The sequence below is a fragment of the Paenibacillus sp. FSL R10-2199 genome (assembly GCF_038000235.1).
In the GTDB taxonomy this organism is placed as follows: Bacteria; Bacillota; Bacilli; order Paenibacillales; family Paenibacillaceae; genus Paenibacillus_AQ; species Paenibacillus_AQ phytohabitans.
The window spans coordinates 4,339,320-4,357,804 of record NZ_JBBOBO010000001.1 but is presented as its reverse complement, the minus strand read 5'-3'; the positions used below and the strand labels follow the sequence as shown (position 1 = coordinate 4,357,804).

Sequence of the window (18,485 nt, the reverse complement as noted above, 5' to 3'; positions counted from 1 at the left end):
TTTCAGATGGAGCCGATCAGAACTTCAAATTGGACCGGTTAATGTTCCATAAATTATGATAACGGCAGAACGAAGCTATAGGGAGTGTTGTATTTATGTCTATTTTTATTGCCATGTTCTTCTTTTCGTTATCTATGTCGATTTCACCCGGACCCGTGAACCTGACGATTCTCTCTGCTGGAGTCAACTATGGTTTTAAACGCTCATTTTCTTTGGTATCCGGTGCAACGGCCGGGTTTACGATTCTACTGATTGCCGTTGGACTAGGGCTATCCAATCTCGTAGCGCAGATGCCGCTATTTTACGACATACTCAGGTATGCAGGGACAGGATATATGTGTTATATCGGTTACAAAATTATTGTCTCACGCCCGGAGATCACCTTCAAGGAGGAGCAGCTGCCGCGTTATCGTCACGGGTTTCTAATGCAATGGCTTAATCCGAAAGCTTGGATTGCCTGTCTCTCCGGTGTTTCCGCCTTTAGTCTGAATAATTCTCCTAATTTGCTGCTTAGCTTTGTGTGTATTTATTTTCTTATTTGCTATCTTTCATTGGCTGCCTGGGCTCTGTTAGGCTCGAAACTGCAATTCCTCACGCAAAGAAGGAAAGGGATTAAGGCTTTTAACATTGCGATGGGAGGGACGTTAATGATTGTTGCTGTCTACCTCTTATGCTCACACTAATAGAGCCAGCTAACCCATTCCTTGAATACAAGGAAATGCAGTACTAACACGGACAGATTAAGCAGCAGTCCAAGTATAGCCCATTTATTTCTCGAAATAATTCCCAGCACACTAATGCAAATGGCGAAAAACAGGAAGAAGTATACCAGATAGATTAAAAAGTCTGCGTTAAGCGCCAAGACTTCCGAACCTGAGTTATTTAACCAGATATCGTCATACAGGCTCTTGTTCTTGCTGATTGTATATATCAATAGACCGGTGATACCAACCGATGACAATAACACGGGAACAGCCGTTAAGCCTTTGATGCTCTTCTTGTGTCTTCCCGAAGTGACCGACCATATACCATATACAACGAACACTACAACAAGACAGACCAAGTACAGCCGATAGAAATATAACCCTTCTTCCCGGTCCCCGGTTCCGCCGCCATCCGGACCTGAAGCATATAAGAGCAGATTAGTAATGAATAGAATGAAATTCAGGATTGCGTATTTGATTGTGCTGCTTCCGATGCCTTCATACTTTTTCATGATTACGTCCTTTCTTAAGTACGTAATTTTCATTTCACCAATAGAACTCTCGGATTTCCTAAAACAATCCAATAATTCACTTCATCATACCCTATAATATTAGCTGTTACATTTAGACCTTTATGTATGTTACGGTTCTTATAGTTTGCAGCACATTCTTCATAATCAGCTATAGCCAAAGCATCATATACAGCAATACTGACAATTACTCCTTGAGGATAGAGGACCTCTATAGGGCCAGTAATTTTGGACCCCAATGGAAGTTTGCTTTTCAATTCAACCCAACGCTCCGTTTGATCTCTATTTATCCTGCTCCATACTTCTTCAAATTCTTCTTGAGTAATTCTTAATAATGTCCCGTCATCTAAGGGTAATTCTGTCTCAGATAAGAAAAAATCATATTTCTTTTGATTAGATATCTTACTCTCTTTACCTTCCTCCAACAAAATCTGTCTGAACGCCCAGCCGTCCTCATCTACTTCGAAATACCATATTTCCCTTCCGTTATCATTAAGCAAATATATCATTAGAACTCCTTCTCCTTATATAGATTGAACTAAAAATGTACGTGGCCTGCAGCAGATAAGACGCTTGCGCAGCATTAATCTTTAGGAGCAGCGTGGAGCGAGTAGCGGATAATAATTGTATTTCATACAATTAAAAGGCGGCAAAAAACCGGAGGTCTAGGGATAACTGCATTCTGTACAATTAAAAATAGGGAAATTGCTCTTTTACAGCAAAGAAGCCATTTATAAGTGTACAAAGTGCAATTAAAACTGTTCCTGCGCTGAAATGTAGCATTATAGTTGTACAAATTACAGTTATAACATGAGCGGTAGTCTCATAGCAGACCACCCGTAACTTGCAATTCGGGCAAGACGTGCTGCGAATCAGAAAGTTCTCCAGTTCAAGCTAAATAGTTAAATAGTTAAATATAGAATAAACTTCAACATTTGATCTAGGATTTCCTGCCAAAAGCAAAAAGACGCTAACCCGATGTATCTCTACATCCGTTAACGTCTTTCAGTGAAGTGGATTACGTACGGCGCATATACGCACGCACCGTGATCGGAGCGAAGATAGCGACAATGACTGCGGCACCGATAAGAGAGTAAACCAGGTCGCTGCCTACCGTTCCATTGTTGACCAGATTACGGACGGCGGTGACCAGATGCGAGATTGGATTGATATTTACAAACCACTGCAGCCATTTCGGCATCGTATCAACCGGCACGAACGCATTCGAGAGGAAGGTTAACGGGAACAGTACGATCATCGATATCCCTTGCACGCTGGAAGCTGTCCGGGCGATTACACCAAAGAAAGCGAAGATCCAGCTGATCGCCCATGAGCATCCGATTACAAGTACAGCTGCAAGCGCAACATTTCCGATGCCGCCTTCTGGACGCAAGCCCATGATGTAACCCATAACAAAGGTGAGCACAGTAGCAATGGTATAACGGATAGTATCTGCGAGCAGCGCGCCCGCCAGAGGGGCAATCCGCGCAATCGGCAGGGACTTGAAGCGGTCAAACACGCCCTTCTCCATATCCTCCCGCAGTTGGACTCCCGTGACGACAGACGTCGTAATTACGGTCTGCACTAAGATACCGGGGATAATCACCGGCAAATAGCTTGCTACATCACCGGCAATTGCCCCTCCAAAGATATAGGTGAACATCAGCGTGAAAATGATCGGCTGGAACGTGACGTCAAACAATTGCTCCGGTGTCCGCCGGATCTTGAGCAGCCCTCTATAGGCCATCGTTAATGAATTGCGCACCGCCTGGCCGAAGCTGGTATGATTCTTCAGACGGCGTTCTGTACCCGGCTTGATTACAGTACTCATGCCAATACCCCCTCTTTATTCTTGGCTGATCCGGATGCATATCCGGCCTCTTCCTTCACGCCATCACCGGTTAAGGTCAGGAACACTTCATCCAGTGTCGGCTTCTGCACACTCATCTCCAGCAGCGGAATTCCCGCCCCGCGAAGCGCGATCAGCAGGTCGGTTACCCGGTCAACATCGCCCATCGGCGCCATGATTTTTGCGGATTCTGACGATACATTGGACCGCACCTGAAGCACCCGCTCGACGATTAGACGGGCATTCCCCATATCCTGCGGGTTCAAGACCTTCAGATGCAGCGAGGAGTTGCCGACGGAAGCCTTCAATTCATCTACGGTGCCCTCTGCAACCACCTTTCCGGTGTCGATCACGGCAATCCGGTCAGCCAGCTGATCCGCTTCTTCCAGATACTGCGTGGTTAACAATACGGTTGACCCGGTCGATACAAGCCGCCGGATGGTGTCCCACATTTGATTGCGCGTCCGCGGATCAAGTCCGGTCGTTGGTTCATCCAGGAAAATGAGCGGCGGCTGCGCAATCAGACTGGCAGCCAGATCCAGCCGCCGGCGCATCCCGCCGGAGAAATTCTTCAGCGGACGCTTGGCCGCTTCCGTCAGGCCGAACTCTTCCAGCAGCTCTCCAGCCTTATTTCTCGATTCGGCGCGTCCCAGTCCGAGCAGTCTGGAGAAGATAATCAGATTCTCTGTTGCACTGAGTGACTCATCCACTGATGCATATTGACCCGTTACTCCGATTAACTGACGCACGATCTGCGGTTCTTTAACCACATCATGTCCGAAGATACGCGCCGAACCTGCGTCAGGCCGCAGTAAGGTGGCCAGCATGCGGATTACGGTTGTCTTGCCGGCCCCGTTCGGACCCAGCACACCGTAGATCATGCCCGTGCCCACTTTGAGGTCCACACCATCGACCGCGCGGTTGCTGCCGTACGTTTTGACAAGCCCCTGCGCTTCGATGGCATAGCTGCCAGTCTCCTGCGCTCTTCCTGATTGTTGTACTTGTTTCATCCCTTATTCCTCCTAGACGACTGAATGTATTAGGATGGTACCCGACTTTTTTAAACTGAATATAAACTTGCCTCTCATCCGCCAGGTTGCTTTTCCCACGTCTTATTAAAACAAAAATCCGATCCCTTGGGATCGGACTGAAGAAGTACGCTTGCAGACGTACACCTTAAATACAATATTCTTAATCATAACCGCCCTCGGCTTCCGGCAATGCCTGGTACGCATCCTTACCGGCTACGATGTCCGCGATGAAGGTCCGCAGCTCCAGCAGCCGCCCGGCATCTTCTGTAAGCTCACAATTCTCACCGGACCAGCTCAAATCACGGGTAACTCCGTCTACAGTAATCTGCCAGCTGTCTTCCTGATAGGGGGTGACGGCACAACTCTGCCTGGCGGGTTCAAGCTCCATCGTCCCCATAATGTTGATTTCCTTCATCTGGTCATAGATGCTGCGCATCTCATCCCCGGTCAGAGTAACATTTGCCGTCGCTGTCCCATTCATGATCAGATCCTTTACCACTATATCCTGATACGTATTGATCTCATTCTTGGTAGCTTCTCCATAGCCGTACCGGACCAGAAAGTCGAAATCTCCCGGCATTTCTTGCGGCATAACGTTCTGCCCAGCAGCGCGCTCTGCCTCCTTATCCGTACTACAGCCATTTAGGAGCAGTACTGCGAGCAGCAATAAGCATAATTTATTCACTGTATCCGCCTCCAGCATGTTCTTAGGTATTATTACACAATATACAGCCGTGGCAAGACAAGTAAATATCATGAATACCGCATTTCGGGTACCCGATAGGGATCGTAGGATTATTATCATCTTCTTCAATTTTTGACCATTCTAAATAACTTTCCATCTTAATGCTGTCTTTATCAAAAGCAAAAATCATCCGCTGAAACTTTAATAAGCATTCTATGATCCAATCTTCCCGGGGTTCATACTTCAGCCGCTCCCAACCATGACGTTCCATTGCTCCTGAAATCGTGTGTAAGATAAAATTCCTTTCCCGTTCAAACGATTCTATAGTCCACGGCATATCATCGATATCAAAACCGACAGTTCCTATGCCTACCACTGACTGGTCCTGCTGAGCTAACCAGATCACCATTTCTTTCTCGCGGTTGTTTTCTGCAAACATAGACCCGCTGAGCGCCAGCACCTCAATAAAAAAGGAGGTCAGACTATTCGACATTTTTAACGACTCAATGCTTTCGCCAAAGTGCTCTGGCATAGATATCCGGTTGCCCATATGTATGTTCCCTTTCCGCTTCCCTAAACTTCCGGTACAGAATTATATCGGACTCAAAGCATCCCAGAGCTGCGTAGCGAATTCGTTATCGATTTGGAAATACATTCTGGCAAATCCGTAATCAATGTAGCCGCCTTTGATTATTATCAAAGTAACCTCAGTGCCATCTTTTAAATGAATTGTAATTCGTCTGTACCGTTCATCATTGTCATAGTCGCCCAATTGTCCATCCATGCCCTCATGTACAGATAATCTGGCATCATACAGCTGATCAACCAGGGTATTGATCAGTTCCAAATCAGGAACCGGGTGTAACTGATCTATACCTGTTCTCCACTCTGAGTAGCTTTGATATTGGGCACTAACCACATTTCCGGCCATTTTAAAGGGTTTGAAAAAATCTCTGCCCTCACTTAACGGCAACCCGCCCGTACACTCATAAAATGCAGTTTGAACATACGAATGCTCTTCAGAATATGTCATTATTCGGAAATTCTTATTATAGCCTTTCACAGCATAGACATCTGCCTTGTCAACTGTTGAAGCTAGATTAGTGTCCTTCTTCCCCTGCTGCTTCCAACCGTTAAGATTGCCTTTAGCCGTTCCGAGCTTCTTCCCTCTCAAAATTTATTGCTTGTTCGGGCGGGATTTCCGTATACGTTTGAGTGTACACTTTGCCGTTATAATATATCATTCCTAACATCGTTGCATTGAGAATCCCCTCCGTATGTGACGGCAAGTTAAAGACTGGCGATATTATTCCTCCCTTTGGGGCTACGGGTTCCTGATCTTTAACAGGGCGCAGAAAGAGTGCACCGCCAATAAGGATCACCAGCACTGCTGCTGCGATCCCGGCTTTTAACCAGCCGTGTCTGGTGCGGAGAAAGGATACTATCATGGTTTGGAATCTCAACAAAATATTGCACTCCCTCATTTTACATTATTTAACTAAACAGCAACAAAGGCGCGGTAGAGAACTGTTGTCCCCTCCGCACCTTTGCCCATGCTTATGCACAGCCTATACCTGATTCCAGCATCTGCCGGTTACAGATTTCTATGAACCGCCAGCCCCGCATATTTTGCTTACCGCCAATTCTTCACTTCTACCCATGCTGCATCCGGGCCGCTCCGTTCAAATGCCGTACCTACAGCTCCTCTAAAAGGCTCCAGTAAGCCCGGGTCGCGGTCAATCAGATCGTACACATTCATGATCGCGGTATTCTTGGGATCACTCAGGTATGCTCCATCCTCATCCCCGGTGAATAGCCTCCATCCGCTGTCCTGCTCCCGTGTGGCTGCTTCACGGTACATCCAGCGAACCCCGCTGCCGGGCAGCATGCATTTCATGGTTACCAGCGCCGCCTTCTCGCCTGCCTCGACCCACGCCGGGTCTCCTTCTCGCAGAATTGTCCGGGCAATATGTCTGGGCTCGAATTCCACGGTATCTCCAGGTTGCAGTGTCTGTATCACTCCGGGCACATTGGTCAGCAGCCCCGTATAACGTCCGGTAACCGGATCTTGCCCGGTAATCTCCACCCACATCCGTTCAGCGCGGGGTTCTCCTTCTTTCGGGTTCGTCAGGATGAAATGCAGCCTAACCATTCTTCCTGGGTTCTGGGTCATCCGTTCTTGCCGGGAGGGAATAAAGAAAGAATTAGGATGCTGCCGGCTCACTTCTTCCACATCTTCCAAAGTCCATTCCATAACGTGTGCCTCCTAGTCTGTAGTGCTAGACTACCATTACCCCATTGCGGGAGACACGATTCATTTGGATGGGAAAATCCACCCATCTTAAGCTCAGGCACAGGGACAATTAAAGGAGTTTCGATTCCTGTACAGGTATCCATATTTCACTTCTGTACGCTGGCGAAGTTGTATCCTTGCTCTCATTCCAGAGGATCTCCGGCCCTTCGACCTGCTCGTAATTGGAGGAGGGGAACCATTCGGAATAAATCCGGCCCCAGATATTCTGGAGCGTATCCGGAAACGGCCCCACCGCTTCAAATACAGCCCATGTAGACGCAGGGACTTCAAGCTTGGCATAGGAGGGAGGACAGTCCAGTGTGGTAGCTACACCAATATAATGATCGAGCTCCCCCCGTTCCTCCATCCGCCCTTCGGAGAAATTCACCGATGCGCTGATCATCCCTGCAGGAACGATGTTGGACAGCTGCTTCAGTTCAGTAATGATCTCCATATTGAGACTCTGCCACATCGCTGCGATTTCCGGATTCACTCCGTTGAACTGGATAGGCACCCTTTTCTTCAGTCCGACGATGCTAAAAGCCGCTTTCTCTTCCATACGGTAATTCATTTCACTGCCTCCTCTGATCGTTAATTGAAAAGTCATCCGGGGAAAGGCCTTCAGCGGTGTCCCTGCACTTCTTGCTTCCGACGGCGTCACGCCGTGAACCAGCTGGAAGGCCTTGGTGAAGGCATCCGGTGAACTATAACCAAATTCCAGGGCCAGATCAATAATCCGCTGCTGGCTGCCCTGCAGCTTGAATGCGGCCAATGTGAGACGTCTGCGGCGGATATATTCCGACAGCGGAATACCTGCCAGAAAGGAGAACATCCGCGTGAAATGATACTCCGAGCATAACGCCCGCCTCGCTGCCTCCCTGACATCCACCTCACCCTCCAGCTGCTCTTCAATATAGGAGAGTGCCGCGTTCATATTTTCGAGCAGGTTCATCGTTTATCACCCTTTCCTCACCATCAGATTAACAGCTATCCCAAGACCGGGTCCGACAGTTCCTGCACCAGATTGACGGGTACTGCCCCTGACGCAGCAATAATTCTGCCATAATATAGTTGATATATATGAAGACAATCGGCTCTATTTTAATGATAATGAAGCATAGATACTATATAAAAAGCAATTTCCCCCGGCGGGAAGACGGAGGCTTGAAATGAAGCTTATACCCAACTGCATAACGCTCAGCCGGACCTTGCTGGCACTCCTGCTGTTTGGGCTTGAGCCGCTGGGCGCGGGCTTCACCGCTGTCTATATCCTGTGCGGAATCACAGATATGCTGGACGGGCCGATTGCCAGAAAAACCGGAACAATCAGCAGTCTCGGCGCCAAGCTTGACTCCCTGGCCGACATGACGCTGGTAGGCGCCGCATTATATACATTGTATCCGTTTCTTGGACTTACACCCGGGGTTCTCCTCTGGATCATGCTGATCGCCTTAATCCGGGGTGCCTCCATGCTGACCGCACTGCGCAGATTCCGGACCTACGGCAGCATTCATACTTATGGCAACAAGCTCGCCGGACTCCTGTTATTTATCACACCTCTGCTCCTTCCTTATATTCATCAAGGTGTCTGGACTGCTGTTGTATGCACCGTAGCTACTATATCCGCTGTGGAGGAATTCATCATCCTTCTGAGCTCAAGCCAGCTGCAGCTGGACCGGAAGGGGCTGCATCGGCGGCGCTAATCTTCTGTTCATACACCCCAAAGAACCCATAACACACACAACGGGTTCTCCGGTAATACTGCCTATTCTTCTATAATCCCGCACACCACGAATACTTAGCCAACAGGTCCGGCATCCGCAAAGCTTCTGATTAACGCCTTGACCTGTCGTCTGGAGGTAACGGTGATGACTTGCTGATGAGCGCCGGCCTGCCGGAGTCTTGCAATGGTGTTGTCGCGGCTTCGTGTCTTGTAGCTCCAGACCCATTTCACGAACGCCCAGTCGAGCTTCTCCGGACAGCCTTCGTTCATATCGGGTCTGGTTTGGTTATGGTACATTAGACGCCGCTTCACAATCCGGTACATACATAAGAGCCTCGGCAGATCCAGAAAAATGATGACATCCGCCCGCTTGATCCTGATATCCATCGTCCTTGAGTAGTTGCCATCCATAATCCACTGCTCTTGATCCGTATATTGCCGGACCAGCCCGTCCCATTCCTCATCCGGCTTGGGAATCCAGCCCGGGCTCCAGAAATGGGAATCCAGATGCACAACCGGAAGATGGAGCAGACCGCCGAGCTGCTGTGCCAAGGTGGATTTGCCCGAGCCTCCTGATCCGAGAATTAGAATCCGGTTCATAAGTTCTCCCTGTCCAATATGACGTAACTACTATCCCTTCAATCCAGCTGCAAGTATTCCTTGATTCCATCCGCGATGGATGAGGCAACTGCTTCCTGAAACTCATTGGTCCACATCTTCGCCTCATCGCCCGGGTTCGTCAAATACCCCAGTTCCAGCAGCACGGACGGCATCTCCGTCTCCCGCAGCACAAAGAAGTTCGCAACCTTAACTCCGCGGTCTTTAAGCCCGGTAGCTTGAATGACATGCTTATGTATAGTCTCGGCAAAAGCCAGTGATTCGTCATGATAATAAAAGGACTCCGTGCCCGATGCAGACGAATCCTCATAGGTATTACCATGGATGGAGATAAATAAATCTGCCGGGAGGTTATTCGCGAACTCCGGCCGGTACAGCTCATGCGTGGAAATGAAAGCATCCCCGGTCCGGGTAAGCTCAATCTGAAGCTGCGGATCATCCGCCAGCTCCGCAGCTACCGCCTGTGACACGCTGAGGTTGAACTCCTTCTCAAACCGTCCGCTCACAGAAGTCGCGCCCGGGTCTTCACCGCCATGCCCCGGATCGATTACGACCTTGTATACAGGTCCGGAATACACCGGATCACTGCTTCCAGGCCCGCTTGTACGATCTGGTTCATGAATTGCCCGATTACCCGCCGCCGGAGCCGCAGCCAGACTTGAATCTGCGCTGTTCCCGCCTGAACCGTTACTGACGCCATCACTGCATGCCGCAAGCAGTAGCAGACTGAGCCATGCGGCAGCTATAATGTACATCTTCCTCATTCCGGTCTCTCCTTATCGCTACTTCATTTCGTATCCCCTTACATTTCAGCATACTGGAGGCTGGATAGGCAAGACCTAATTCTGTAACGATACACGGACACCTATAGATTCTTATCCTTGCAAAAAAACTGATGGAGGCCTTTGTCATGGCTCCAATCAGTCTTTTATTATTTCCATGCTATTTGGCGGGTGTATGCTCTGCTCCCTGCCCGGCATGACTGGAGGAATTCAGCAAGACAAGCCCCCCGATAATGATAAGCAGACTAATACCGGTAAGCAGGTTGAAGGGATCATTCCAGATCAGGATGCCGATGAGTGCAGTCAGCGCCGTCCCTGCCCCGGACCAGATGGCATAAGCCAGGCTTAACGGTATGGTTCTGAGACTAATGGACAAGCTGTAAAAAGCCACACCCATTCCAATCACTACCCCGATAGACGGCAGCACACTGCTGAATCCGTCGGAGAGCTTGAGCATCGTCGTGCCAAAAATTTCCGAGATGATGGCAATACTTAGTGCAAGATAACTTTTCACAGTTCAACCCTCCGTTGAAAGCTTCAGGAGCACCACACCGCCAATGATGAGGAGCAGTCCTGCTACTTTTTTGACATTCAGACTTTCTTTATAGACCAGTACTCCAACCAATGCGGTTAACGCCGTTCCCACACCTGACCAGATGGCATAAGCCGTCCCGAGGGGGATCTCTTTCAGCGCGAGTGACAGATTGAAGAATGCCAGTCCCATGCCGGCGACCACCGCAATGGATGGAAGCAGTCTTTTGAAACCGTTCGATGCCTTAAGCATGGAGCTGCCGAAGACCTCACTCACAATAGCTAACGACAATAATACATAAGAATTCACTTGGGTTGCCTCCTAATTAATCATCTCCAGCAATTTGCTGACGACCTTGTCCCGCATTTCACCGCTGATTTCACCGATTCCAAATACCTCCGATAACCACAGGCCGTCTACAGCCAGCCGGACAATTGAGGAGATCACCGGATCAAGTCCATCGTTCTCAATGTTCTCCTGCCAGACGGAGTACTGTTTCCGAAGGTCCTCCAGCAGATCCCCGTTGCTAAAAAGCGCTGCGTTAAGCGCTACGTTCATGCCCTGCGCTTCCTTATCTGCTTCGACGGTGGACTGCAAATAGGCCCGGCTCCATTTCCCTTGATCCCGTGTATCCCGGGCCGCCCTATTCTGAACATCTGTTATGAATTCATTGGTTATTCCTGACACCATGCTTTGAATTAAGGCGTCCTTATTCGGAAAATGATGCAGCAGACCGCCTTTGCTCACCTCTGCTTCGGCGGCCACCGCTTCAAGCGTAAGCTTCTCAATTCCTTGATGCTTCACGACGTTTGAAGCGGCTGCCAGAATCAAATTGCGTTTGGAATTGCTGTTCATGTGAATCACCTCTGTATTTACTATACCGTCTGGACGGTTTGTATGTCAAATGAAGAACAGGAACAAAGTCGCCCTGCAGAAAAATCCAACAGGAGTTTATGCATTATGCGGCTTATCCGGCCTTTAGCAACTTTGGAGATTGTAGGCCACCACATTGCTCCCTTCAGACTTCTTCTGGGGCAGCTCCCTCTGTACAGTTTCCCGGGGAAATCAAGCGCAATACTGATCCTAATCTATGCCTCCCGCCCACTTTCAGCGCATTCAGGGGCACTTTTTCCCCTCATTCGCATTCAGCTCATTTCCCCTATCGCTGGCATATTGTATTCGGTTTTTCGCATACAATCGGCTCATTTACCTTATCGTTGGCACATTGTACTCGGTTTTTCGCATACATTCGCCTCATCTACCCTATCATGGGCACATTGTATTCGGTTTTACGCATACATTCGACTCATTTACCTTATCATTGGCACATTGTATTCGGTTTTTCGCATACATTCGATCAGTCTCTCTCGTTCTCTAAAGTCCTTAATCAAGACATACGAATCAACAGATTGCATCCAGGGCCGGCGGCTCAGATACGCTTCTAAAAACTAGCGTGCCCAAGTTCAGTTTTTGGGTATACCAGTCGCCGAATAACAACCTGACTTTCGCTTCTAAACATGGGATCATTTGACCTAACACAAAATCAAATTCATCCTTCAGACGGAGAAGGATCTGCTCCAAATTCCACTGAAACTTATCCCCAACAGACGAATATAATAATTACAGGTACGCCCTACACAGCAAAAAACGCCCATCCGCTGATGAGCGTCCCGCAACCCTTTTGAATATGGAATTAGTCTATTTGACGTTCTTATGATCCTGATAACAATCCCTTAATATAGCCGCTTAACTCTTGAGCAGTCTGCTGGTGGGCCGGTAAGCCCGGATGGGTTCTTGCTCCCGCCGTTTCGTCCGTCATATCCGGCAATTGAAACACTGACACTTTCTTGTCGCCAGTGGACTGGATATAAGCATCCACAGCACGATAAATCGCCGGCATCAGCGGAATGCCCAGCATGCCATACGCCCAGAGAATATGGGCAGTGTTGTTATACCGTCTCAGCTTGCCCAGGAATTTCACCACTGCCGTCTCAAACGCTGACAGATCGTCTTCATGATAACTGCCGTCTTCCTTCAGCCGCTGCTTATATCTCTGCCCGGTACCTTCATCCACCCATTCCGGGGAATGAAATGCACCGTTATCATTGGTGCCAAGATTAACGACCACGACATCCGGCTGCCAGGATTCGAAATCATTCACCTTATGCGCTCCGAGCGCTTCATTACGCTCTCCGGTGAGCAGGCCGCAGACCTGTTCGTAGATATCTGGAATATTACCATTTGGATTGTTATCCCAGCTGGTGAGCACGCCCCAGCCGCTCTGCGAAATCACCCGGTAGTCTGCATTTACGGCTTCTGCGGTCAGGGCCGTGTAATTATGTACACCGCTGAACCAGGCCGGTATCCAGTCCAGCTCCTCCCGGGCTCCGATAACGCCTTCACCTGAAGTGATGCTGTCGCCGATGAACTCAAGCCGGTAGGGCTTCGCTTCAACCGGCAGGAACGCTCCGTCTGTCCGGACCGCATGGAACTGCAGATAGCAGCCCGGGTCGCCGCTCATGGCCTGGACCTCTTTTACAATCCGGATATTCTTCACGGTGTCAGGGTTCATTCCGCGGAATACACAGATCCAGTACCTTCCGGCATTCAGCATCTGTCTGCTGACCGGAACGGAGTTAATCAAGATACTGATCCAGGATTCGTATTGGTCATAACCGGATTCCACCTCAATCCATAGCCCGGAAGCCTGGACATTCAGCTCGATGGCACTGCCCGTCCAGAATAACGTAACCGGGTCCAAGCCGCCGGTCGTTCTGCCATGAATCTTCAAATGCTCGATCTCAGCCAGCCGCTGTACCTGTAAATGGGCATTCCCGCTCATTCTGATCCCTCCCGCCCTGTGGCAATCGTGAAGCTGCGGACCTTCATCCATTTACCGCCGACCCACTCGTCGATGGTTCCCTTCTTCGTCCGGACACAGAATTTATGCGCCGTCCCGCGGTCAAAGCCCGTTGCTTCATACAGCAGATCGTCGCCTTGCTGCCCTTTGAAGTACACCTGCTTCAGTCCGAGTCTGTTCAATAATTCCAGCTTCACACTTTCGGTATATTGCCGTGAGAATTCTTTTGACATCTATGTTCCTCCTGCGCTAATTAAGTTCTTTAGTGTTTTTTCGGATCGCTTATATGAGGATAACGTAAAAGCTGCGGATTTACATCTTTATTTTAAATCCCGCTGCCTTAAATCTAGTTGATTTTGAACTCTCCCATGTAATAAAATGAAAAGATTAAATAGAAAAGGATGCGCATACGCAATGCCGTTTAAGGAATCACGCTCGCTCAGTAAAAGATCGATTCTATTCTTCTCCCTAATTATGCTAGTTAAAAGCTATTTCGCCTGGTATTACCTGTTCGAGGACGGTCCAACCTGGACCACATGGCTGAAAGAGATTCCTTTTGTGCTGCTGCTGTTCTGCCTCATCGAATGGTTCGCCACGAAGCGGAAAATTGCCATCTATATGCTCGTCAATCTGCTTATTACCGTTTTATTCTTCTCTCTGATTGTCTATCATAATCATTTTGGCATTATTGCTACTTCTCAGGTCTTCGGCCAGGTCAAGCAGGTGGGAGCCGTCAAGAAAAGTATATTCGCCGTCGTTCACCCTCAATATATGCTTATATTCGTAGACATTATTATTATCAGCCTGGTTATGCTCAGACGCAAGAAGGCGCTGGCTTGGAAGCACTCGATGTCCCGCCCCAGTAACCGCAAGGCGGTCGCTGCCCTGTTCTGTGTCTCACTCGTCATGTGTATGATGAATATTTTTCCGAATAAGGCCAGTATGAACGAGAATGTCAAAGCCGAACAAATGGGGATCCTCAATTATGAAGCTTATGCCCTGCTGGGTGAGCCGGAGGAAGAGCCGATTAATCAAGCGGAAATCTCACAGGCAGGCATTGATAAGACCAAAGGCATTCAGACCCTAGCCAATCCGGTCATGTACGGGGCCGCCAAGGGTAAGAATCTGATCATCCTGCAAATGGAGTCTTTCCAGAACTTCCTGATCAATCTGTCGGTTGACGGAACAGAAATTACACCTAACCTGAATAAGCTTGCCGCCGAGAGTTATTACTTCCCCCGGTTCTTTCAGCAGGTGGGTCAAGGTAACACATCGGATGCCGAGTTTATCGTAAATACTTCCTTCTATGTTCCGCCGGATGGTCCGGCTACAGAAATGTACGCACCGAAAGATCTGCCCAGCTTGCCGAAGCTGCTGCAGGCCCAAGGTTACGATACCGCAACCTTCCATACGAATGAAGTCGATTTCTGGAACCGCGGCGAGCTGTACGATGCGCTTGGCTTTAACCGTTATTATGACAAAGCCTACTTCGGTGAAGAGGATACTGTCTTCTATGGTTCATCGGATGAGGTCCTGTACAACAAAACATCGGCAGAGCTGGCCCGGATGGACCAGAACGAACAGCCCTTCTATTCACATGTGATCTCGATGTCATCGCATAACCCGTTCACCATTCCAGAGAGCAAATACAAGATGACCTTGCCGGAACGTTATGAAGGTACACTCGTTGGAAACTATATCCGGGCCGAGAACTATGCGGATTATGCACTGGGTCAATTTATGGATGAACTCAAAAGCAGCGGGGTATGGGATAACAGTGTGGTTGTGCTTTATGGCGATCACCGGGGACTTCCTATTTTCTCGCTCAAGGATGATGATAAGGTCTTAATGGAGGAAATTCTGGGGCATGAATATAATGAACGCGATCTGATTAATATCCCGCTCATCATATCAGCTACCGGCATTACGTCTCCAAGTGTGAAGGAGCAGCTAGGCGGACAGGTTGACATTCTTCCTACCGTAGCGAATCTGCTCGGTGTGCCGCTGGACTATCATATTCATTTTGGACAGGATTTATTGAATCAGACCCATTATAACCTGCTGCCGCAGCGCTATTATCTGCCTACGGGCTCCTTCGTTAATAACGAAGAGCTCTTCTTATCCGGCAGCGGGTTCGAAGACGGACAGCATTATACGTTATCCGGTGACGGGGCGGAGCTCCTGCAATCGACAGAGGATGAGTTCACCCGCGCACTTGAGCTTCTGCGGATGTCGGACAGTTATGTTACACAGCTGCCGGACAGGATAGTAGTTGAGGAAGAATAGGTCAGAACCAGAATAGGCAAGAATATTAGAGCCCGGCCCAGGAGAATCCTCCAGGACCGGGCTCTTTATCTGTGATCACAGCTGCTTGTTCAGGAAGTCCTTCACAGCCTGGCCTGCCGGAAGCGGCAGCTGCATCCAGACATAAGCATGGAGAGAGTCAGGAATCCGCGTAATTTCATAGCTGTCCAGCAGCCCTGCGAAGGCCTCCAGACTGCGGCGGATGGACTCGTCAGCCCACTCTTCTTCGCTGGGGAGGAATAGTACCGGACACTCTATTTTCTGATAATACTGCTCAAATGACAGATCCCAGAACTTCACGATATATTCGGTCCTTACACGGTTCAGATAACAGTAGGTGTACTTGCCGTCCGGCAGCTGCTGCAGACTATGCTCATAGAAGGCCGAGAAATATTCATTCCACAGCCCCTCCGCTGTCAGCTCCGCCCGTTGTTCGGCAACATACTCCTCTATACTGCTAAAGATTCGTTCTTCCCGTTCACCCAATTCTGCACGCAGCTGTTCTTTTCTCTGCACAATTTCTTCTGCTGTACCTTGGAATATTCCGTATTTGCCGAATTCATTATTAAGTGCGCCTTCGCAGACCAGGGATAACACTTTCTCCGGATGCGCCGCCGCCAGACTCAGGCCAACCTCTGCTCCCATCGAGCTGCCGACGATATGGCACTTGTCTACCTGCAAATGCTGCAGCAGCCGATACATATCCTCTGCCATCTCATCGATATGATAGCCGGTTTCCGGTTTGTCCGATTGACCATGTCCCCGGATATCGGGAGCAATGATGCTGTAGTCCTGTGCAAACTGCGGGAGAACCCCCTCCCACATGTTGAGGTTCCCGCCGCTGAAATGAAGAAACAGAATAGCAGGCTTGACGTTTAATGAATGCCTCACGTTTATCGCTAACTGCCCCAATGAAATACGTTCCTCGATCAAAATTCAAACCTCCATGTTATGTATGATCGAACTGTTAGCGGCTGAATCTTCTTATGTTCATCTTATTTATGTATTTTTTTGGTTATAACCACTTAGAGATGACTCTAACTAGTAAGGGGTTAAAGCTCACGAAGCAGGTCCATATTATTGGTTTCGTATAAGGCAACCTTCAAATCAATAATGTTCAGATTTTTCTTCAATTCATCCATCTGCCGCACCACTTCCTTACGGTGCTCGATCATAATGCTGCGCCGTGTTTCCTTGGTCGAATCACCTTCCATAATCAATTCGATATATTTTTTGATATCTTTAATCGGCATTCCGGTGTTTTTCAGGCAGCAAATCACTTTGACTAGTGATAAATCACCATCAGAGAAAATGCGGTTTCCCGCTCCATTGCGTCCCACAAAGGGCAATAATCCCTCCTTATCGTAAAAGCGGAGTGTATGCGCCGTCACCTCGCAAATCGCAGCTACTTCATTGATACTGTACATCCTCTTTCACCTCGAAATGGTATTTTAAAGACTGCTTGACTTCGATAAGCCTCTAAGTATTAGCATTAAGTATATCGAACGGCTGGTCAACTTACAATTCAGGCGCCGGAGGTTAAGTATTTCGGTATGGGCCATAGATACAGTCAAACAGGGCAAAGGAGAGAAAGAAAAGATGGACAAATTCCCTAAATGGACAGCTTCAAATATTCCTTCACAGCGGGGCCGCTCAGCCATCGTTACCGGTACAGGAGGCATCGGCTACGAAACGGCGCTGGAGCTGGCGAAACATGGAGCAGAAGTCATACTCGCGGGCCGCAATGCCGCAAAGGGAGCAGAGTCGGTGAAAAAAATCCGCAGCAGTGTTACCTCAGCCAATATCCGTTTTGAAGAGCTGGATCTTGCCAGCCTAGAGTCGGTACAGGCGTTCGGCGCAAGGATGAATAAGGAGCGGCACAGTCTTGATCTGCTAATCAATAATGCAGGGGTAATGACACCGCCTACCCGCAAACTCACGAAAGATGGCTTTGAGCTTCAATTCGGTACGAATTACCTTGGACATTTCGCGTTGACTGCACATCTGATGCCTTTACTGCGCAAAGAAAATAAACCGCGTGTGATAAGCCTGGGCAGTGTTGCCCACCGGAGCGGCTCAATACATTTTGACGACCTGCAATTTGAACGCCGTTATCATGCCATGGAATCTTATGCGCAATCGAAAATTGCCATGATCATGTTCGCACTGGAGCTGCAGCGGCGCAGTGACGCATCGGGCTGGGGCCTATTGAGCCTTCCGGTTCATCCGGGCGTTTCACGCACGGACCTGCTTCTTAATGGGGCCGGGCCGAACAGCACAGCGGGGATTCTACGCAGGTTCCTGGGGCCGATCTTGTTCCAGCCGGCCGCGCAAGGCGCGCTTCCGACTCTGTTCGCCGCGACATCGCCGGACGCGAAGTCCGGAACTTATTACGGACCCGGCAGACTCTCAGAAACGAGAGGCTTGCCAAAGCCCGGCAAGATCGCTCCGCAGGGGCTGGATGCCGCTGTGGCAGCCAGACTGTGGGAAGTATCCAAACAATTGGCACAAGTGGATTTCGACGCAATCGCAAATTCATAAAGGTTCCATAGGCACCAATCCTGCCTGCTGATC

23 protein-coding genes are annotated in these 18,485 nt (G+C 49.0%); 4 read left to right on the top strand and 19 right to left on the bottom strand.

Going from position 1 to position 18,485, the window contains the following annotated elements; genetic code table 11:
• Window positions 1–95: 95 nt before the first annotated feature.
• Window positions 96–683 carry a LysE family translocator gene (locus NYE33_RS18800; protein ID WP_042138323.1) on the top strand — a complete coding sequence of 196 codons (588 nt, stop codon included), beginning with the start codon at window positions 96–98 and terminating at the stop codon, window positions 681–683.
• On the opposite strand, the gene NYE33_RS18795 is transcribed toward NYE33_RS18800, so the two are convergent.
• The 10 genes from NYE33_RS18795 to NYE33_RS18750 all read right to left on the bottom strand — a co-directional run bounded on the left by NYE33_RS18795 (window position 680) and on the right by NYE33_RS18750 (window position 8,044).
• Entirely contained in the window at window positions 680–1,216 is a 537-nt protein-coding gene (locus NYE33_RS18795; protein WP_341066980.1) for a hypothetical protein, read from the bottom strand. The two genes, NYE33_RS18800 and NYE33_RS18795, sit on opposite strands and share 4 nt — an antisense overlap.
• Before the next feature lie 29 nt (window positions 1,217–1,245).
• On the bottom strand, window positions 1,246–1,743 hold the full coding sequence (locus NYE33_RS18790) for a hypothetical protein (RefSeq protein ID WP_341066979.1): 498 nt from the start codon (window positions 1,741–1,743) through the stop codon (window positions 1,246–1,248).
• A gap of 509 nt (window positions 1,744–2,252) precedes the next feature.
• Window positions 2,253–3,065 carry an ABC transporter permease gene (locus tag NYE33_RS18785; RefSeq protein ID WP_076243237.1) on the bottom strand — a complete coding sequence of 271 codons (813 nt, stop codon included), beginning with the start codon at window positions 3,063–3,065 and terminating at the stop codon, window positions 2,253–2,255.
• Window positions 3,062–4,093 carry an ATP-binding cassette domain-containing protein gene (locus NYE33_RS18780; RefSeq protein ID WP_076243238.1) on the bottom strand — a complete coding sequence of 344 codons (1,032 nt, stop codon included), beginning with the start codon at window positions 4,091–4,093 and terminating at the stop codon, window positions 3,062–3,064. The genes NYE33_RS18785 and NYE33_RS18780 overlap by 4 nt, the downstream gene beginning before the upstream one ends.
• Before the next feature lie 181 nt (window positions 4,094–4,274).
• A complete protein-coding gene (locus NYE33_RS18775; protein ID WP_341066975.1) occupies window positions 4,275–4,799 on the bottom strand; it encodes a hypothetical protein in 525 nt (174 codons plus the stop codon).
• 22 nt (window positions 4,800–4,821) lie between these two features.
• Complete coding sequence (locus tag NYE33_RS18770; RefSeq protein ID WP_076243240.1) at window positions 4,822–5,349, bottom strand: hypothetical protein; 528 nt, start codon at window positions 5,347–5,349, stop codon at window positions 4,822–4,824.
• Window positions 5,350–5,391: 42 nt separating this feature from the next.
• Window positions 5,392–5,973: a hypothetical protein gene (locus tag NYE33_RS18765; protein WP_341066973.1), complete on the bottom strand. Its 582-nt coding sequence runs from the start codon at window positions 5,971–5,973 to the stop codon at window positions 5,392–5,394.
• A complete protein-coding gene (locus NYE33_RS18760) occupies window positions 5,945–6,265 on the bottom strand; it encodes a hypothetical protein (protein ID WP_341066971.1) in 321 nt (106 codons plus the stop codon). Before NYE33_RS18760 ends, NYE33_RS18765 begins: the two co-directional genes overlap by 29 nt.
• 167 nt (window positions 6,266–6,432) lie before the next feature.
• Window positions 6,433–7,053, bottom strand: a complete 621-nt coding sequence (locus NYE33_RS18755; protein ID WP_340944629.1) for an immunity protein Imm33 domain-containing protein — start codon at window positions 7,051–7,053, stop codon at window positions 6,433–6,435.
• A gap of 109 nt (window positions 7,054–7,162) precedes the next feature.
• Window positions 7,163–8,044, bottom strand: a complete 882-nt coding sequence (locus NYE33_RS18750) for an AraC family transcriptional regulator (RefSeq protein WP_042138339.1) — start codon at window positions 8,042–8,044, stop codon at window positions 7,163–7,165.
• 217 nt (window positions 8,045–8,261) lie between these two features.
• Here NYE33_RS18750 and NYE33_RS18745 point away from each other — a divergent pair, with 217 nt between their 5' ends.
• Complete coding sequence (locus NYE33_RS18745; protein ID WP_341066968.1) at window positions 8,262–8,795, top strand: CDP-alcohol phosphatidyltransferase family protein; 534 nt, start codon at window positions 8,262–8,264, stop codon at window positions 8,793–8,795.
• A 95-nt stretch (window positions 8,796–8,890) separates the two neighbouring features.
• On the opposite strand, the gene NYE33_RS18740 is transcribed toward NYE33_RS18745, so the two are convergent.
• From NYE33_RS18740 to NYE33_RS18710, 7 genes are all read right to left on the bottom strand, one after another.
• Window positions 8,891–9,415, bottom strand: coding sequence for a DNA topology modulation protein (locus tag NYE33_RS18740; RefSeq protein WP_076243244.1), 525 nt, complete (start codon window positions 9,413–9,415; stop codon window positions 8,891–8,893).
• 38 nt (window positions 9,416–9,453) lie between these two features.
• On the bottom strand, window positions 9,454–10,197 hold the full coding sequence (locus NYE33_RS18735; RefSeq protein WP_042138343.1) for an N-acetylmuramoyl-L-alanine amidase family protein: 744 nt from the start codon (window positions 10,195–10,197) through the stop codon (window positions 9,454–9,456).
• Window positions 10,198–10,375: 178 nt separating this feature from the next.
• Window positions 10,376–10,729: a DMT family transporter gene (locus NYE33_RS18730; RefSeq protein ID WP_341066966.1), complete on the bottom strand. Its 354-nt coding sequence runs from the start codon at window positions 10,727–10,729 to the stop codon at window positions 10,376–10,378.
• A gap of 3 nt (window positions 10,730–10,732) precedes the next feature.
• A complete protein-coding gene (locus NYE33_RS18725) occupies window positions 10,733–11,056 on the bottom strand; it encodes a DMT family transporter (protein WP_042138348.1) in 324 nt (107 codons plus the stop codon).
• Window positions 11,057–11,068: 12 nt separating this feature from the next.
• A complete protein-coding gene (locus NYE33_RS18720; protein ID WP_341066964.1) occupies window positions 11,069–11,602 on the bottom strand; it encodes a TetR/AcrR family transcriptional regulator in 534 nt (177 codons plus the stop codon).
• An 856-nt stretch (window positions 11,603–12,458) separates the two neighbouring features.
• On the bottom strand, window positions 12,459–13,589 hold the full coding sequence (locus NYE33_RS18715; RefSeq protein ID WP_341066962.1) for an SGNH/GDSL hydrolase family protein: 1,131 nt from the start codon (window positions 13,587–13,589) through the stop codon (window positions 12,459–12,461).
• A complete protein-coding gene (locus NYE33_RS18710) occupies window positions 13,586–13,840 on the bottom strand; it encodes a hypothetical protein (protein ID WP_039293813.1) in 255 nt (84 codons plus the stop codon). Before NYE33_RS18710 ends, NYE33_RS18715 begins: the two co-directional genes overlap by 4 nt.
• 241 nt (window positions 13,841–14,081) lie before the next feature.
• Here NYE33_RS18710 and NYE33_RS18705 point away from each other — a divergent pair, with 241 nt between their 5' ends.
• Window positions 14,082–15,893 carry an LTA synthase family protein gene (locus NYE33_RS18705; RefSeq protein WP_256703794.1) on the top strand — a complete coding sequence of 604 codons (1,812 nt, stop codon included), beginning with the start codon at window positions 14,082–14,084 and terminating at the stop codon, window positions 15,891–15,893.
• 75 nt (window positions 15,894–15,968) lie between these two features.
• On the opposite strand, the gene NYE33_RS18700 is transcribed toward NYE33_RS18705, so the two are convergent.
• Both NYE33_RS18700 and NYE33_RS18695 read right to left on the bottom strand, forming a co-directional pair.
• The gene (locus tag NYE33_RS18700; RefSeq protein WP_052421929.1) at window positions 15,969–16,844 is read right to left on the bottom strand and encodes an alpha/beta fold hydrolase; all 876 of its coding nucleotides are present in this window, start codon (window positions 16,842–16,844) and stop codon (window positions 15,969–15,971) included.
• A 119-nt stretch (window positions 16,845–16,963) separates the two neighbouring features.
• The gene (locus NYE33_RS18695) at window positions 16,964–17,338 is read right to left on the bottom strand and encodes a MerR family transcriptional regulator (RefSeq protein WP_042138356.1); all 375 of its coding nucleotides are present in this window, start codon (window positions 17,336–17,338) and stop codon (window positions 16,964–16,966) included.
• Window positions 17,339–17,510: 172 nt separating this feature from the next.
• Here NYE33_RS18695 and NYE33_RS18690 point away from each other — a divergent pair, with 172 nt between their 5' ends.
• A complete protein-coding gene (locus NYE33_RS18690; protein ID WP_341066959.1) occupies window positions 17,511–18,452 on the top strand; it encodes an SDR family oxidoreductase in 942 nt (313 codons plus the stop codon).
• Window positions 18,453–18,485: the final 33 nt, after the last annotated feature.